The 17,018-nt window shown below is 61.5% G+C and carries 16 protein-coding genes; 4 read left to right on the top strand and 12 right to left on the bottom strand.

The genetic code is table 11. The features are described from left to right. Positions 1–24: 24 nt before the first annotated feature. Positions 25–918 carry a LysR substrate-binding domain-containing protein gene (locus tag ATH90_RS23775; RefSeq protein ID WP_034109291.1) on the bottom strand — a complete coding sequence of 298 codons (894 nt, stop codon included), beginning with the start codon at positions 916–918 and terminating at the stop codon, positions 25–27. A 144-nt stretch (positions 919–1,062) separates the two neighbouring features. Here ATH90_RS23775 and ATH90_RS23770 point away from each other — a divergent pair, with 144 nt between their 5' ends. Continuing rightward, positions 1,063–2,091, top strand: coding sequence for an amino acid ABC transporter substrate-binding protein (locus ATH90_RS23770; protein WP_034109290.1), 1,029 nt, complete (start codon positions 1,063–1,065; stop codon positions 2,089–2,091). Between the two features lie 12 nt (positions 2,092–2,103). Here ATH90_RS23770 and ATH90_RS23765 read toward each other — a convergent pair whose 3' ends face one another. The 6 genes from ATH90_RS23765 to ATH90_RS23740 form a co-directional block, all read right to left on the bottom strand. Next, positions 2,104–3,117 (bottom strand): sensor domain-containing diguanylate cyclase, encoded by a 1,014-nt coding sequence (locus ATH90_RS23765; RefSeq protein ID WP_098467346.1) that lies wholly within the window; start codon positions 3,115–3,117, stop codon positions 2,104–2,106. 137 nt (positions 3,118–3,254) lie between these two features. Beyond that, positions 3,255–5,147 carry an alkaline phosphatase D family protein gene (locus ATH90_RS23760; RefSeq protein WP_098467345.1) on the bottom strand — a complete coding sequence of 631 codons (1,893 nt, stop codon included), beginning with the start codon at positions 5,145–5,147 and terminating at the stop codon, positions 3,255–3,257. Positions 5,148–5,259: 112 nt separating this feature from the next. Then, entirely contained in the window at positions 5,260–5,466 is a 207-nt protein-coding gene (locus ATH90_RS23755) for a hypothetical protein (protein ID WP_034109287.1), read from the bottom strand. A 473-nt stretch (positions 5,467–5,939) separates the two neighbouring features. Continuing rightward, complete coding sequence (locus tag ATH90_RS23750) at positions 5,940–8,183, bottom strand: ATP-binding protein (RefSeq protein ID WP_098467344.1); 2,244 nt, start codon at positions 8,181–8,183, stop codon at positions 5,940–5,942. Beyond that, positions 8,180–8,794, bottom strand: coding sequence for a biliverdin-producing heme oxygenase (locus ATH90_RS23745; RefSeq protein WP_034109285.1), 615 nt, complete (start codon positions 8,792–8,794; stop codon positions 8,180–8,182). The genes ATH90_RS23750 and ATH90_RS23745 overlap by 4 nt, the downstream gene beginning before the upstream one ends. A gap of 195 nt (positions 8,795–8,989) precedes the next feature. Next, positions 8,990–9,370, bottom strand: coding sequence for a response regulator (locus tag ATH90_RS23740; protein ID WP_034109284.1), 381 nt, complete (start codon positions 9,368–9,370; stop codon positions 8,990–8,992). A 184-nt stretch (positions 9,371–9,554) separates the two neighbouring features. Between ATH90_RS23740 and ATH90_RS23735 the strand changes: the two genes are divergently transcribed. Then, positions 9,555–9,929, top strand: coding sequence for a c-type cytochrome (locus ATH90_RS23735; RefSeq protein WP_098467343.1), 375 nt, complete (start codon positions 9,555–9,557; stop codon positions 9,927–9,929). On the opposite strand, the gene ATH90_RS23730 is transcribed toward ATH90_RS23735, so the two are convergent. The 5 genes from ATH90_RS23730 to ATH90_RS23710 form a co-directional block, all read right to left on the bottom strand. Next, a complete protein-coding gene (locus ATH90_RS23730; protein ID WP_098467718.1) occupies positions 9,930–11,951 on the bottom strand; it encodes an LTA synthase family protein in 2,022 nt (673 codons plus the stop codon). A gap of 72 nt (positions 11,952–12,023) precedes the next feature. After that, on the bottom strand, positions 12,024–12,635 hold the full coding sequence (locus tag ATH90_RS23725) for a hypothetical protein (RefSeq protein ID WP_098467342.1): 612 nt from the start codon (positions 12,633–12,635) through the stop codon (positions 12,024–12,026). After that, on the bottom strand, positions 12,635–13,903 hold the full coding sequence (locus ATH90_RS23720; protein WP_098467341.1) for a sialidase family protein: 1,269 nt from the start codon (positions 13,901–13,903) through the stop codon (positions 12,635–12,637). Before ATH90_RS23720 ends, ATH90_RS23725 begins: the two co-directional genes overlap by 1 nt. A gap of 22 nt (positions 13,904–13,925) precedes the next feature. Next, positions 13,926–14,471, bottom strand: coding sequence for a cytochrome b/b6 domain-containing protein (locus tag ATH90_RS23715; RefSeq protein ID WP_034109280.1), 546 nt, complete (start codon positions 14,469–14,471; stop codon positions 13,926–13,928). Next, the gene (locus ATH90_RS23710; protein ID WP_015885790.1) at positions 14,471–14,737 is read right to left on the bottom strand and encodes a PepSY domain-containing protein; all 267 of its coding nucleotides are present in this window, start codon (positions 14,735–14,737) and stop codon (positions 14,471–14,473) included. The genes ATH90_RS23715 and ATH90_RS23710 overlap by 1 nt, the downstream gene beginning before the upstream one ends. Positions 14,738–14,884: 147 nt before the next feature. Between ATH90_RS23710 and ATH90_RS23705 the strand changes: the two genes are divergently transcribed. Both ATH90_RS23705 and ATH90_RS23700 read left to right on the top strand, forming a co-directional pair. Then, positions 14,885–15,547, top strand: coding sequence for a response regulator (locus tag ATH90_RS23705; RefSeq protein ID WP_034109279.1), 663 nt, complete (start codon positions 14,885–14,887; stop codon positions 15,545–15,547). After that, positions 15,544–16,896, top strand: a complete 1,353-nt coding sequence (locus ATH90_RS23700) for a sensor histidine kinase (RefSeq protein WP_034109278.1) — start codon at positions 15,544–15,546, stop codon at positions 16,894–16,896. The genes ATH90_RS23705 and ATH90_RS23700 overlap by 4 nt, the downstream gene beginning before the upstream one ends. The last annotated feature ends 122 nt before the right edge of the window (positions 16,897–17,018 follow it).

Here is a 17,018-nt window from a genome sequence, read left to right as displayed (position 1 = left end):
CGAAATAAAGTCGCCGGGTCATTATTAAAAGTCGGGATGTGCGCCGATGTATTCCACCATCCAGTTCAGGAAGGCCTTCACCTTGGGAATCTCGCCGGCATGTTCGGCGTGGGCGATAAAGTGCGCGCCGCTGCTGGGCATCGCATAGTTCCACGGAATCACCAGGCTGCCCTGGGCCAGTTCTTCGGCCACCAGGTACTGCGGCACCAAGGCCACGCCATAGCCTGACTGCGCCGCGCGAATGCACATGTAGAACGTGTCGAAGCGCGGTCCGTGGTAGCTGTTCTGCGAGTGCAGGCCCTGTTCCAGGAACCATTCGTGCCAGGCTTCCGGGCGCGAGGTGCATTGCAGCAGCGTGTGGTGCGACGACGCATCGCTGCCCTCGGCGACGAAACCCGGTGCACACACAGGTACCACGGCTTCACGGAACAGCTCGATGCAGGTCGCTCCCGGCCATGAGCCCTGGCCGAAGAAAAACGCGATATCGGCCTTGGCCTGCAGCACATCGAAGGGCTCCAACTCGTTGCGCACATCCAAGTGGATATTCGGATGTTTCGCTGCAAATGCCTTGAGTTTGGGCACCAGCCAACGGTCGCCGAAGGTTGGTTGGGTGGCGATGCGCAGCACTTCGGTTTCGCCGCCGTAGGTGAGGATGTAGCGACTGGAAATGTCCACTTGGGTCAGGATCTTGTGCACTTCTGCCAAGTACAGCGACCCCGCCGGCGACAGGTACAAGCGCTGGCGCACGCGTTCGAACAGGTTATGGCAGAGCATCTCTTCCAACTGCGCCACCTGCTTGCTCACTGCGCTCTGGGTCAGGTGCAGCTCTTCGGCGGCGCGGGTGAAACTCAAATGGCGGGCGGCCGCTTCGAAGCATTGCAGGGCGGTCATCGAAGGGGTCAAGCGTTTTGAAATCATGCAGTTCATTCCAAATCGGAAGGAGCCTTTGCCTAAAGGTCGTTTGTGGCAGCGGCGTAAAGCCGTTGATACTGCCCGGCAGCACTATAAACCGGCGCGGGCTGTGCGGCGCCGAATAATAAGGAATGACAGGGAGAGCCTTGCATGAACCCATTCAAAATGACGTTGGCCGCCATTGGCACCGCCGCCGCGCTTGGCCTGGCGAGCACCGCGCAGGCGGGCGTGACCTTGGACGCGATCCAGAAAAAAGGCTTCATCCAATGCGGCGTCAGCGATGGGCTGCCGGGCTTCGGCGTACCGGACAGCCAAGGCAAGATGACCGGTATCGATGTGGACGTGTGCCACGCAGTGGCGGCTGCCGTATTCGGCGATGCGTCGAAAGTGAAGTTCACCCAACTGACTGCCAAGGAACGCTTCACCGCGTTGCAGTCCGGTGAGATCGACCTGATCTCGCGCAACACCACGTGGACCAGCTCGCGTGATTCGGGCATGGGCCTGGTCTTCACCGGCGTGACTTACTACGACGGTATCGGCTTCCTGGTGAATAACAAGTTGGGCGTCACCGGTGCCAAGCAATTGGACGGTGCGACCGTGTGTATCCAGGCGGGCACCACCACCGAACTCAACGTCTCGGATTACTTTCGCACCAACGGCATGAAGTACACGCCGATCACCTTCGACACCGCCGACGAAAGCGCCAAGGGCCTGGAAGCCGGGCGTTGCGACGTGCTGACCACCGACCAGTCGGGCCTCTACGCCCAGCGCATCAAGATGGCCCACCCGGACGAGTTCGTGGTGTTGCCGGAAGTGATTTCCAAGGAACCGTTGGGGCCGCTGGTGCGCAAAGGCGATGACGAGTGGTTCAGCATCGTCAAGTGGACCCTGTTCGCCATGCTCAATGCCGAGGAAATGGGCATCACCTCGCAGAACGTCGAAGAGCAGGCCAAGACCAGCAAGAACCCGGATGTTGCACGGCTGCTGGGGGCCGACGGTGAATACGGCAAGGACCTGAAACTGCGCAAGGATTGGGTGGTGCAGATCGTCAAGCAAGTGGGTAACTACGGCGAAGTGTTCGAGCGCAATATCGGCCAGGGCAGCGTGCTGAAGATCAAGCGCGGCCTCAATGCGCTATGGAACAACGGCGGTATCCAGTACGCGCCGCCGGTTCGATAACACGCCGGGGTGTCATTGCGACACTCCATCCTTCCCCGCAGCCTTGGCGCGATACAACGCCTGGTCGGCACGCGCCATCAGGGCCGCGGGGGATTCATCCCGCTCACGCTCGGCAACGCCCAGGCTCAGGGTGACGTTGAAATCACCCGCGTGTGGCGTGCTCCTCATTGTCTGGTGAATGCGCTGCGCCAGTGCGGTGGCGGTCTCCAGCGAGGTTTTGGGCAGCACCAGTACAAACTCGTCACCTCCCCAACGGGCGAGCAGGTCAGCCGGGCGCAGGCAGCTTTGCAGGCACGCCACCACCCGCACCAGCGTCTGGTCGCCCACGCTGTGACCGTACCGGTCATTGATCGGCTTGAAGTTATCGATATCCACCGCGATCAACGCCAGCGGCAGCCGAAAGCGCTGGGCGCGGTCGCACGCTTGCAGCAATACTTTTTCCAGAAGGTAGCGGTTGGCAACCAGGGTCAGGGCATCCCGCTCGGCCAGGGCGCGGTTTTCATCCAGCTGAAGTTGCAATTGCTGATTGACCCGCGACAGTTCGCGCGTGCGTTCAGCCACCAATGCCTCAAGGGATTGATTGCGTCGTTCCAACTGTTCAACGGAGCATTTCCTGAGGTGTATATCGCGGTGTGCCCCCACCATGCGCGCCACCGAGCCGTCGGCATTGCGCGCAATCACGTAGCCCCGGTCTTCGATCCACAAATAGCTGCCATCCTTTTTGCGGCAACGGTACTCGGCTTGGTAGTGGGGCGCGCGACGGTGGATGTAGTCGTCAAACAGCTTCATCACCTGGGCGTAATCGTCCGGGTGAATCACGTTCTCCCAGGTGAACACGCTGTTCTCCAGCGCATGGCGGTGGTAGCCAAGCATTTCGTACCACCCTGGACTGCGGTAGACGAACCCGGTATTGGCGTTCCAGTCCCAGATTCCGTCGCTGACCAACTCCAGTACGGTGTGCAGCATGTCGGCGTTGAAGTGAGAGAAGTCTTGCTTCAGCGGATTGTTGTCGGAGGTATCGCCCATCTTCGCGTTCCTTGCCTGGGCTGGCATTCAAGACCAGCCGATGTTGACGCCGATACTCCGTGGCTGGCGCTACTGTACAACGTGGCCTGGTTGCTTTGAATAGGGCGGGTGCACGGCTAAAGGTTGGTGGCCATTAGCTATTGCTGCGGGGCTTCCATCCGCGTCCGCGCCTTGCCATCTGCGTTGTGCTGGTAGATCGCTTCAGGCTGGCCCTGCTCATTGAAAAACACCTGGCCAATCCCCGCCGAGTTCCATAGCCGCTCGCCGGCTTCGGCATGCTCCGGGATATGCGGCACTACCTGCATGGTACGGCGACGGGTGAACCAGTTGAGGGGCGAGCGTGGCGAGTAAAGCCAGCGATTGAGGCGGTCGAACCATTCCAGCAGGCGCGGGGGGAACTCGTTCTTGATGCCGCTGCTGGTGATCTGCCAGATCCTGGGGCCGGCATTGCGATGGCGGATGAGCACCTCGTAGACGAACGAGTAGTGCACGTCCCCGGAGAGAATTACGTAGTTACCCGGTGTACGCGAGTGACGGAAGATATTGAGGATTACATGGGCCGCGCCGCGATGGGCCATCCAGTTTTCGGCGTCCACCAGCAACGGGTGGCCGCACCAACTGAAGATTTTCTGCACCGTCTCGATCAACTTGACGCCAAAGATCGGCGCGGGCGAGACGATGATGGCCGAAGGGTGGTCCAGCAGTTCCTGTTGCAGTTCACTCAAGGCCTCCCAGTCCAGCAGGCCGGAGGGTTGCTTGAGGGTGAACTCGCTGCGCCAACGACGGGTGCGGGTGTCGAGCACCACCAGGGCGGGGGTAGTGGGCAAGACGTAATGCCACTGCTGGAACGTGAGCAGCGTTTCGATCAATTCATCCTGCGCGACGGCCTCCAGGTGGTTGGCCTGGGCCCGTTGGGTGAGCGCCTGGGTCTGGCTCACCTGTTCGCCAAATGCATCCGGCTGATTGCCCCAGCCCTGGCACAGCATGTAGGCCAGCAGGGCGTTGCCGATGATGCGTTTGGAGAATGGGTGGCCGTAGGCAGTTTCTTCCCATTGGGCACTGAGGTTCCAGTCGTCGGTGATGTCGTGATCGTCGAAGATCATCAAGGTCGACAGGTGGGCGAAGACCCGCGCGACGCCCGGCAGGCCGTCGCGGAATCGGTCGACCTGTACCTGTTCGCGGGCATATCGCTGCTGTTCTTCTGGGCTCAGTTGCGGCGTTTGGGGCGTGATCAGCGTCCATGGCGTGGGTGACCACACCAGCAGATACATTGCGATGACTTCCGCGAACGTCACCAGATGATTGTCCGCGGTGCTGCTGGTGAAGATGGGCTTTTTCACGCCCCCAAAGAAGCGCTCACGCAGGGTTTCGTTACTGTCCAGTGCCGGCAGCAGGTCGGCACGGTGGTAGTAACTGGCACGATGCCCATAGAGGGTGGCGCTGTCGTCTACCACGGCGCCCTCCAGGTATTCGTCAAACAGGCCTAGACGGTCGATCACTGCATGAATTGCCCGCAGCATTGGCCCGGCCACGTCGTCGGCGTACACCTGGTCGCCGCTCATCATCAGCAGGGCTGGGCGGTCGGCTGGGGTCTGGGCGTCGGCCAGCAGGCGGTCGACGCACAGCAGGCCTTCGTCGGCGCTGTGATGGGGTTTGCGGCACGAGCCGTGTACCAACTGATGGATACGGCCGTGCAAAACGAAACTCGGTAATTGGGCATTGGCGTACAGCAGGTGCGGGGCCCAGTCGGCGATACCGCCGTCGTCACACAACAGGTCGTAGCTGATCTCTACGTCCAGGGGCAGGGCGTCATCCAGCGACACATCGATCAAGTGGATAAACGCCTGGCGACCCACCGGTACGACTTGGCAGTGGTCGAGTGTGATCTCCCGTGTCTGCGTGGGCAGATGCAGCGTTAGCGTCAACGTCAGTGCTCGGCTGCCGACAAGCCACAACACCAGGCGCCGAGGTTCGAGGCGTCGCAGCAGTGGGCCGGCCAATACGGCGGGCAGTGTGTCGAGGTGCGGCATGCAGGCAAAGATTCCAGGCTGGATTGAACCGGCAAGATTATCGCAGTGAATGTCAGTGTTTTGTTAACGGGGCAATACGAAGGGCCGTGCACAGCCCTTCGCATCATGGGGGTTAAAGCAGATTGCCTTGGCCCAGGCTGTCGAGCCCACCGCCGGTTTTGCGTTGTCGGTCATTGGCTGCCGAGCCTTGAACATCCGCGGCGTTCAGTTGGATGCGTGTGTCATCAAGGCTGCGCTTCTTGCGCAGCAGCCCTGCATCGTCCTGCTGCAGCGTGGGGTATTGAAAGTTGCCGAGTGTGTGGTTGATTGCGCCAAGCATGGGCGTTTCCTTCTAGATCAGTAGGGAATGCTTCGACTCATGGAGCGAAGCGAAGCCAAACTTATAGGGGGCAAACCGGCCCAGCTATAAACGCCCTGCTGCAAGATATGACGGGCCCTTGTGGCGCACGCTGGAAGTCGTTGCCCGGGCTGTTTTGTGCAATCGCGCGCGTGGGGTGACGTCGCACCGTCCCTGGCTTGCAGACCAAGCGCGGCCGATTGTGTGCCACCACGTTGCGTAACGCGCTGTCGCAATCCGGCAGGTAGTGCAGGCTGTCGTCAGCGGCAACCCTCACGCCCGCGTATCGACCGTGCCGCCCATGGCGCCTGCCCGTATGAGGCTTACCTGGCAACGCGAAACAAGCGTGGGAGCTGGCTTGCCTGCGATAGCTTCACCTCGGTATCACTGATACACCGAGGCGTCTGCAACGCGGGCAAGCCCGGCTCCCACACAGGCGCCACATTCATACCGCATCAGACATGCGAGTCCTTGATGACCTTCGGCACCGTAAAACGGAACTCACTGCCGCGGCCCACTTCACTTTCGGCAACGATCTTGCCGCCATGGGCCTGGACGATGCCTTGCGTGATGTACAGCCCCAGGCCGCTGCCGGTGGGGTTGTTTTCCGCCTGGGTCCAATACCGGTCGAACACATGCGGCAGTTGTTCCGGCGCAATCCCCTCACCGGAGTCGCGTACCGAGAAGACGATTTCCTCGCCATTGCTCATGGCGCTGATGCCGATATTGCCCTGGCGCGGGGTGAACTTGATGGCGTTGCCGATCAGGTTCGACAACACCTGGAACATACGCTCAGGGTCGCCATTGATCTGCAGGCCCGGCTCGGCGTTGAACGACAGGTCGATGCCCTTTTCCATCGCCAGCGGTGCGAGCAAGGAGTAAGCCTCTTCGAACATCTGGCTCACGTCGAGCGTCACTGGCTTGACCACGTACCGCCCGGCCTCGATTTTCGAGGTGTCGAGCAGGTCTTCCAGCAGCACGTTCATGCGCCCGGCAGCCTGTTGCATCGTGTCGATGGCCGAGGAAATCCGGCGCGAGGTGTGCGGGCCATCAGAACTGAAGGCTTTTTGCATCATGCCGCACAGCATGGAAATCACGGTCATCGGGTTGCGCAGGTCGTGGGACACCACCGCCACCAGCTCATCACGCGCGCGTACGGCTTGTTGTTCGCGCAGCACCTGTCGCGCCAAGTCGTTTTCCAGGGCCGAGCGGCGCAGGTCGTTGGCGGCGAAACGGTCGCCATGGCTCCACTTGGTGGAAATGCCGGCCATTTCCACTTTCCAGATTTCAAACGATGTACGTGGGCGAAGGCGCAGGCCACCGTTAGAGTTTTCCAGGGCCAGCGGCTTATCTGGGTTGCCGCTCCAATTGATGTTCTCTTTCACTTCCGGGCGAAACCACAGCACGCCGTTGTCCACGGGCTTGGGCAGGCTCATGGCCAATACACCGCTGGCCACCTGCTGGAACTCCACTGCCGGCGGGTACACTGACACCAGGTTATGGCTGGAAAACACCGGCTCGCCGCTCTCCTGCAGCCACTTGTGCAACGCGCGGATTTGCGCCGGTTGCGGGCAGTTGCCGTAGCAGTGCAGTTGCTTGTCTTCGATAATGGCCACGCCGCCGGACAGGGTCAGCTCCATCAGCAACTGACCGTGTTGGGCCAGGCCGTCGAACACATTGTCGTTCGAACTCTTCATCGCTTGATCCAGCCGGGCCAGGGCCTCGACTTTTTCCTCACGCTGACGGCTCAGGTCCAGGGCTTCCATGGCGCTGATCTGCAGCGAAAGCACCTGGCCGATGGTCTGGCAAGCGGTGCGAAGATCGTTCGGCACCAGCAGCGGCTGGCGGTTACCGCAACTGATCAGGCCCCAGAGTTTATCGCCCTTCATCAGCGAGATGCTCATGGACGACAGCACGCCCATGTTCTGCATGTACTGGCAGTGAATCGGCGACACACTGCGCAGGGTGGAAAAGCTCAAGTCCAGCGGCTGGCCAGTGTCCGGGCGCAGCTTGGGCAGCAGCGGCACCGGCTCATAGGCCGCATTCGGGATGATGCGCAGCCAGTTGGTGCGATACAACTCGCGGGCCTGCTCCGGGATGTCGGACGCGGGGAAGAACAGCCCGTTGAAGAGTTCCATGGACGGCGCCGAGGCTTCGGCGATCACTTGGCCATGGCCTTCTTCTTCGAAGCGGTAAATCAGGACGCGGTCGTAGCCGGTGATGGCCTGGATTTCGTTCACACTGATTTCGTACAGCGCTTGCAGGGTTTTCGCCGCCTGCAAACGTTGCAGCATTTTGCCCAAGTCGCTGCTGCGAGCATTCTGCGACCGTGGGCGGAAATCCTTGAGCCGCGGTTCGAACTCCAGCACCAGCACGTTCTGATGGCGGTGCAGCAGGCCTTCGAATTCCGCACCGTTGAAGGTGACGTGCAGCGCAGGGGCATCGAAAAACGTGTTGTTCTCGGCCATGGCGGCAACGGCCTTGGCGTGTTCGGCGCCGACCAGGGTGTGCAGCGGCTGGTCGAGCAGTGACTCGGCGGCGTGCCCGAACAAGGTGGCGACGTTGGCGCTGATCTGAATGATCTTCAGGTCCGGTTCCGACAACGTCAGCAGCACGCCGTGGGGCTGGATCGCCCCCGGAAAACGGATAGGCTCGTTGGCGCAGTTGGCAAGCAGCTCTTCAAAATCGTCGGGTTTCATAGCAGTACCTCCTGGCTGTCGAGCCATTGCTCAAAGCAGCTGAACGTCGAACGGGCTGCATCCACCGCGCGCTGCCGGGCAGGGGCGTCCAGTGGCATGCTGCCCAAGTAATCGAGAAAATCCTTCCAGCGGCGGCCGGTTTCTATGCCGTAGACGTTCAGGAACGCGCCTCCGGTGTCGGCCTCCAGGCCCAGGCGCTGGGCCATTTCCCGACGCAACACTTGGCCGCCCAAGGTAGCGCCCTCCAGTACATACAAGGCACCGAGGCAGGCAGCGGGTGTGTCCAGCGGGGGCAGGTTGGCGCAGCGGGGCAAAGCGTTGATGGCGTGGTCATCCAGGCCAAGGGCGTAGAGGTCCCTCACCAGCGTTGGCGTTTTCACACGCATCGCCTGGTCGAAGCCTTCGGGGATCAACTCACAGTCGTACAGTGCCGCTTCCATCGGCGCATAAAAGCCGTAGTACGCCTGGAGCAAACGTTGGTACCAGTCGGCATCCAGTCGCTCGGAAAAAAACGGCAAGCGCTTTTCCAACGCTACGTGCAGCAGGGCCGTGCCGGTGCGCAACGACTCCAGCAATGAGGGCGCACCAACGTCATGGGCCTGTGAATGCATTCAATAAGCTCGAAGTGTGGGCCTCTCGGCCATGAATGACGCGTGGAAATGGGCGGCGATTCTACACACCTCATGGCCATCAACTGAACGCACAGGGCGAAAAGGCTGACCAGCGGATCAGAAAAGTCGCTCCTTGCTCCAATAATGACCCTAAAAGGCACCCTGAAGTTCGGTTCAGGTGATGTCGCGACGCTATCAGTGCATGGACAAGCCTTGCTGGGTCAACGCCGTCTGTACGCACTGAAGCAGATGCTCAGTGCTCCACGGCTTGGGCAAAAATCGCACCGAGCCTCCCAGTTGCGCCGCCAGCTTAGTGTTGCCCGAGGTGAGCACCACCGGCACCGTTGGCCAGCGGTGGGCCACCACCTTGCTCAAGTCATAGCCATTGAGCAGCCCCGGCATCTGGATGTCGCTGACAATCAGGTCGACCGGATCATCGCCCCGCTCCAGGTAAATCATCCCCTCATCCGCCGAAGGAAAAGATGTAACGACTGCACCGAAATCCTCCAGTACATCGACCATTAACGCGCGAATGATTTCGTCGTCTTCCAGTACCAAAATCGATGGCTGAGCCATGATCCTTACTCCTCCATCAGGGATTCAGTAAGGTGGAGTGGGAGGGACTGAAATAGGTTCGATTGGATGTGTGTGAGGGCGATGGGTGGTCGTTCCAGAGCATTTCCCGGGCGATTGCCAGAAGCGGCAGAGTGATGTCGATACAGGCATAATCGGTCTACCGTTGCCCGCCGTGGAGCCTTTGATGAAGTACGCCTTGTTCACCCTCGCCCTGATCCTTAACACCGGGTCGGCCTTCGCCGCCGGCGATGCCGAGGCGGGCGGCAAGCTCTTTGCGAAGACCTGCGGCGGCTGCCACAGTATCGGTGAGGGCGCACGCGGGGGCTTTGGCCCGGAACTCAACGGCATCATCGGCCGTCCTGCGGGGACCACCACCGACTATCAGTATTCCGACGCGATGAAAAACTCCGGCGTGGTCTGGACCCGCGACAAACTCGCGGCCTATATCGAGGCGCCGAAGAAGGTGGTGAGCGGCACGCGCATGATCTTCTGGGGCATCAGTGACCGGGAGAAGATTGACAACATCCTGGCCTACCTCGAAACGTTCCAGCCGAAATAATCATTCCCGCACGTTCTTGAACAGCATCAACCGCGCACTCTCGTGCAGGCCTCGGGTCAGGCTTTGCAAACGCTGGAACTCCTCGGGATGCTGCGCGGCCACGTCGTCCCGCGGGGTGAGGGACGCCAGGTCATGCAGGGTCGGTGAGCTGCCGTCGTGCTGCATCTGCAGCAGGAAGTCCTGGGTCACGCCACCGATGATCGGGAAGGTGCCTTCCTGCAGTACCAGCGGCACCATGCGTTCGCCTTCCGGCGCCGGTTGCTGGATATCCCGGCCCATCGTGCCATTGCGAAACGGCACGCCCGCCATGCCGGCCACCGTGGGTAGCAGGTCTGCCAGGCCGACGGCTTCTTCGATCACCCGGGGTTGCAGGCCGGGCGCATGGATCAGCAGTGGCACGTTGTTGCTTTCCAGGCCCAACTGTTCGAAAGCGGGCGCCATGTGGGGGATCTGGCTGATGCGCGTGTTGTGGTCGCCAAAGAACACAAAGATGCTGTTGTCGTAGTAACCGCCTGCCTTGGCGATTTCCATCAGCCGGCCGATGTTGTAGTCCAGCAGGCGCACTGCGTTGTATTGCTCGACGCTGCGTGAGCCGGCGGCCTGGGCCTGCTCCAGTGTCACGTCGCTGACCTGGAAGCCATCGTTGTGCTCGGGGATGGTGAACGGGCGGTGATTGCCGGAGGTTTGCAGGTAGGCGAAGAAGGGCTGCGCCTTGGGTACCGCGCGCAGTAATGCGTCGCCTTCCTTGAACAAGTCCAGGTCGGAAATGCCCCACACGTCTACCCGTGGCGAACGCCAGTGGCGCTCTTCAAACAGCTGCACGCCCTCGATGCTCTGGCGGATCAGGGCATTGATATTCGCCCAGCCGGCGTTGCCACCGATCATGTAGAACTTCTGGTAGCCCTCGAAGGCGTTGATCAGCGTGTGTTGCCGCGTGATCAGCGGGTTACGCGTGGCGGTCTCCTGGCGGGTGACATCCGGCACGCCGGTGATGCTCGCCCACACGGTCTTGGCGGTGCCCGTGACGGGGACGTAGAAGTGTTTGAAGAACCAGCTTTGCGTGGCCAGTTTGTCCAGGTTCGGTGTGGGGTTGAGTGGATTGCCATAGGCACCTACGGCGCTGGTGCCGAGGGATTCGAGCATCACGAAGATCACGTTCGGCGGGCGTTCGCCGGCCAGGCGATAAGGCTGCACGCCTTGTGTGCGGGTGAAGTCCAGTTGCTCGGCATCCGGCTGGTCCACGCCCAGGTACTGAGCGACCTGTGGGTAATGCTCGCGCACCTGGGCTTCATCGAATTGCGATTGGCCAACCTTGAGCGTGTCGTACAAAAACAGCACCGGGTTCAGGCCCACCGCCGCCACCTGCGCGTTGCCGGAGAAGAACGCGTCGCTCCAGCGCAGCGGCACTGGATTCTCCAGGTTGAGGTTGGCGACGCGACCGAGCAGGGCCAGCAGCACGCCGACCACGCCGATGATGGAAACAGCCACCAAAGACAGTTTGCCGCTGGCACTGGGCGTACGGTCCAGGGTCAACCGCTCAAGGCACACCAACGCCCACACCCACAACGCCACCGCCGCCAGCCAGCACGCGGTTATCCACAGCACTGGATAGGTTTCCCACACCATCTGTTGTGAAATCTGTGCGTCTTGCAGGTAACGCAGAACCGTTGCATTGATGCGCACGCCAAGGTAGGCGTAGTGGCCGAAGTCGATGATGTACACCAGGCCGACCACGGCCAGTGCCACCATCAGGTAGGCGCGGGCCAGCCAGCGCAGGGCGGGGCGTGTGGTCAGGTTCCAGCGTGGGATCCAGGCGAGCAGCGCCAGCGGCAACAGGAGCAGCACCGCCAGGCGCAGGTCGAAACGCAGGCCGATGCCCAAGGTTTCCAAGAGTGCCGGGGTGCCCAGATCAAGGCCGGAAAAACCCAGCACGAACACCAGCCGCAGCGCGACCAGCAAGGCAAACACCAACCCGATCGCGCCCACGCCGTAGCGCAGGCGGCGTGATTGCAACGCACCCATCATTGACCTCTGCTCAATTTCATAAACACCACAATCAACTGTGGGAGCGGGTTTGCTCGCGAATGCAGTGGTTCAGTGGCAGCCATGCTGCCTGACTCTGCGCATTCGCGAGCAAGCCCGCTCCCACAGTTTGAGTTGCATCAATCCCGCGACCACGCAGTAACCCGCCAACAGCGGGTCGACCAGGTAATCCCAATAGTTTTCCGACGCCTTGAGCCGCAGCGCGAAGGCCAGGGTGCCCACCGCCAGCATCCACACGGCCAGTGCATTACGGCGCCACAGCATCAGCAGCGCCAAGGCACCCACCAGCACAATCATGGGCCGTGGGTTGAAGCCCCAGCGGTACGGATCGACATAGGTCAGGCCCAAGGTGGCGGGGTACAGCAGCAGGCTCAACACTGCGAACAGCAGCAACATCTGCACCTGATGCGCACGGCTGATCGGCTGCACCACCCCCAATCGGTGGAGTACAACCCACGCCAGCAACACCAGCGTGGTGATCGCCAGGTCATCGGTAAAACTGCGCACATACGCCGCCAGCGGCAGCTCATTGACCGGGATAAAACTCACCGCCGCCACTAGCGGCAGCAACCACGGGCGCCACGGAGCGCTGAATCGAAACGCACTCAACAGCACAAACCCCAGCAGCACGAAACTCAAATGAGCCTGCCATAAAGAAACCATTACAGGCGCTCCGCCAGCCAGGCTTCGTTGAAGCTGACATGTTTGATAAAGGTGTTATTCCACGAGTACACCAGGTGATACATGCCGTCCGGGCTGCGGCTGAAGTACGGGTACTCGTATTCGAAGTCACAGCCCTGGGGTTTGCACACGCGGTAATCGAGGTTGCTGAGAAAGCGCTGCTCCAGCGGCAGGCGCCTGGCGCCACTGGAAGCGCGGAAACCTTCGCCGATGATTTCTTTATAGGCCTGGGGCGAAAACGGTTGGCCGAGCGGGTCGGGTGACTGGTCCAGCTCCACCACCGTGCGCCATTGGCTGAGCTGGGCGTCGGTGCCGTAGAGGCTGAGCTTGAAGCGGCCATCCTGCAGGTCGTTGAGCGCCACCAGCAAGCCGTCATCCTGGGTGCCCACTGCTGCCAGTGAGGAATTGGGGTTGGCCGGCTCCAGTGGGTACGGCTCGCTCCAGGTTTGCCCGGCGTCTTCGGTGCGGCTGGCAAGGACGCGGTGATGGGTGTCGCCGGCATAACGCAACATCGCCACGGCGCGCTTGCCATCCAGTGGCACGATGGTCGGTTGCAATGAGTTCTTGCCGCGGCTGATGCGGAATTTATCGATCACCGCACCGTCGGCGCTCAGGTACAGGTATTCGGCAAACTTGCCCATGAACTCGTGGTACACCGGCAGCCCGATGGAACCGTCGGCATGGAACACCGGCGCGGCGCGCACCAGGGTGCTGATATTGAAGAACGGCGAGGTCACCAGTTGCCTCGGCGGCGACCAGTTGGCGCCCAGGTCGTCCGACACCATCAGGTTGATTGCACTGGTGGCCCAGCCGCCGACTGATACCGACACGTAAAACATCCACAGGCGTTTGTCCGGCCCCAGGGCGATGACCGGGTTGCCCAGTTTGCGAATGTAGCGTTGGGTGCCATCGCGGGTGCTTTCGCGCGTGGCCAGGACCTGCTCGGCACCCCATTCGCCGCTGCGCGCATCAAAGCGTGCGGTGCGCACCTGCACGTCGGCGGCGCCCTCGCGCGAGCCGGCGAACCACACCGCCATCAAGTCGCCGCCGGGCAGGGCGGTAACGGACGACGAGTGCACGAAGTCGGTGAGCTGGGTGGACACGAACCGGCTGCTGTACTGCGCCGGGGCCGCCACTTTTGCCGTGTTCGGGCTGGCCTGGGCAAACGGTGCCAATACATGGGGCGGATGGCTCTGCCAGGCGGCAAAAAATACCCCCAGCAGGCTGAATATCAATAAGACGGAGCGCATAGGGGACCTGTGGATAAAAGGGTTACTGCGCACGCTCATCCGGCAGGCGCTTCCTGCGACCGGTGAGCATGGATAACGGCAGGTTGTCCCGCACCTGGAGGCTTTCAACGATGGCGGCCAGCACATGCACACAGACCAGCCCCAGCAGCACATTGGCGGCGGTCTCGTGGATTTGCCGGGGCCAGTCGGCGCCCCATAACGCGTCGACTTCCTGCATCAGGAAGCCGCTGGTGCCGATGGTCAGCAACGCCAGCAACATCAACAGCATCACCAGCGCGCCAATCGGCGAATGCCCCAGGCGATGCTGGGGCCTTCGGTTTAGCAACGAGCGCAAGTGCGCATTCAGGCGTTTCGGCGTCGGCCAAAAGTCCGCCCAGCGCGCGCTGCGCGGTCCGACAAATCCCCACACCACGCGTACCAGCAGCCAGGCCATGGCGTAGTAGCCCAGCCAGACATGCCAGTCATCGCCTGCTTCGTTAAAGAAGTAATTGGCGACAAAGACCCCGGCGATCGACAGATGAAACAGCCTCACCAGCGGGTCCCACAGGCGCAGGGATTCGCCTGGCATCAGCCCTTGATCTCAGTCTTCACGGCTTTGCCGGTGACCGGGTCGTGGTAGATCTCGACCTTGCGCTTGTCTTTGTCGAAGCCGTAGATCTCGTAGCAGTTGCCGTCAGTGACCTTGAACTTGCTGATTGTGTAGCCTTCGGCCTTGAGCTTGTCCTGGAAGGCCTTTTCGTCTTGCCATTGCGAGCGCTCGGCGGTAGTGCACTGCGGGCCGGCGACGGCCAGGGGGCTGGCGAGAATCAGGGACAGCAGGAGAATTTTGCGCATGGAAAAGCTCTCAGCAGAAGTGGGAGGTTTCACAGTGCAAAACCAACCTTAGCGCAACCTTAGTTGGCAATGCGCCGTAACATCTTTGCCGAAATAGCCTGGGCCAGAACCCGGCATGATGCCGCCGATTCCTACAGAGATTTTGCTATGCGCCTACTCCTTGTCGAAGATGACCGTGCCCTCGGCCAGGGGATTCGCGTGGCGTTGGGCGCCGAAGGCTATACCCTCGATTGGTTGCAGGATGGCCTCGCGGCCCTGCATGCCCTGCGCACGGAAAGCTTCGACCTGTTGCTGCTCGACCTCGGCTTGCCGCGCCTCGATGGCCTTGATCTGTTGCAGCAATTGCGCGCCGAGCAACACGACGTGCCGGTTCTGATCCTCACCGCGCGAGACGGCACCAGCGAACGCATCGCCGGCCTGGACGCGGGTGCCGACGACTACCTGGTCAAGCCATTCGATGTGGAAGAGCTCAAGGCCCGCGTGCGCGCCCTGCTGCGCCGCAGCCAGGGCCGCGCGCAACCGATGCTGGAACACGCCGGCATCAGCCTCGACCCGGTCACCCAGCAGGTGCGCTACCAGGACGCCGACATCATCGTCACCCCGATGGAATACCAACTGCTGCACCAACTGATGGTGCGCCCCGGCAAAGTCGTGACCCGCGAGCGGTTGTCGCGTGCGTTGTATGGCTGGCAGGATCGGGTCGAGAGCAACACCTTGGAAGTGCTGATCCACAACCTGCGTAAAAAATTATCCACCGAGCTGATCCGCACCGTGCGCGGTGTCGGCTATGTGCTGGCGCTCAAGCCATGACCTCGGTCCGCGCGCGTATCCTCATCCCGGTATTACTGCTGATCCTGGCGGGTGACGCCCTGATCAGTTGGTTGGTGCTGCGCGATAGCCACCACGAGATCGAAGAAGTCTACGATGCCCAGCTCGCCCAGAGTGCGCGTCTGCTCCAAGGTGTGCTGCGCCAGCGTGATCCAGGGGAAGCGGATTGGGAGCGTTTGTACCAGGCGTTCGACCAGGCCATGAGTCGCGTGGGGGAGGATGGCGTGGCCCACCCCTATGAAACCCGCCTGACCTTCCAGGTATGGAACCGTGAGGGTGAATTGCTCGTGCGCTCTGCCGAAGCCCCCGTGTTGGCAGCGCCGCCGGCGACCCTCGGTTCCCACGACCTGATGGACAACGGCAACGACTGGTGCGCCTTCCTCCTCGCCGACCCGCAGCAAGGGCTGCTGATCTGGGTGGGCGAGCGCGATGACATACGCCAGGACCTGATCCAGCGTATCGTGCGCCACACCCTCTGGCCGACGCTGATCGGCGTGCCGTTGCTGGCGCTGTTGATCTGGCTGGTGATCGGCTGGGGCTTCACACCCCTGCGCGCGATGGCCCTGTCCATCCGTGGGCGGACTGCCGAAACCTTGCAACCCTTGCACCTCAAGCCTTTGCCCAGCGACTTGGAGCCCATGCAAACCGCGCTTAACCGCCTGTTGGTTCAAGTGGATGAGCTGCTGGAGCGCGAACGCCGTTTCATCGCCGACGCTGCCCATGAACTGCGCACACCGCTGGCGATCCTGCGCATTCACGCCCAGAACGCGCAGACTGCTGTCACCGAGGAGCAGCGCGGCGAAGCGTTGGAGTTCCTGGTCAACGGTGTCGACCGCGCCACGCGCATCGGCAGCCAATTGCTGACCATGGCGCGCATCGAACCGCAGTTGAACAACCCCGTGTGCGGGCGTGTGCACCTGACCGAACTGGTGCGCGAAGAACTCGCCGAGTTGACGCCACTGGCCATGGAAAAAGGGGTGGAACTGGTGCTCGAAGGCAATGAGGATTGCTGGGTAGAAACCGAGCCTGTGGCATTGGCCATTGCGTTCCAGAACCTGGTCACCAATGCCCTCAATTTTTCCCCTGTGGGCAGCGAAGTGAAAGTGGTGATTGGTGCTCATTGCCTGAGCGTGAAAGACCAGGGACCGGGGATTCAAGAGGCGCACATCGAGCGCCTGTTCGAGCGGTTTTACAGCCGTGGCAATGCCAATGGCGCAGGGCTGGGGTTGGCGATCGTGCAGATGATCGTCGGCAAGATCGGCTGCCGGTTGGCACTGCATAACCGCAAGCAGGGTGGGTTATGTGCGCGGTTGGTGTTTAACGAGCCCTAAGGGGAGCGCAGAGCGACGCCGATTAAGTGTGGGAGCTGTCGAGCCCCGGCGAGGCTGCGATGGCGGCGGCATTGCGGGTATCTTCTTCGGCTGATACATCGCTTTCGCAGCCTCGCTGAAGC

The organism is Pseudomonas lurida (genome assembly GCF_002563895.1).
In the GTDB taxonomy this organism is placed as follows: domain Bacteria; phylum Pseudomonadota; class Gammaproteobacteria; order Pseudomonadales; family Pseudomonadaceae; genus Aquipseudomonas; species Aquipseudomonas lurida.
The sequence above is the reverse complement of the archived record's forward strand: the minus strand, read 5'-3'. Positions and strand labels throughout refer to the sequence as shown.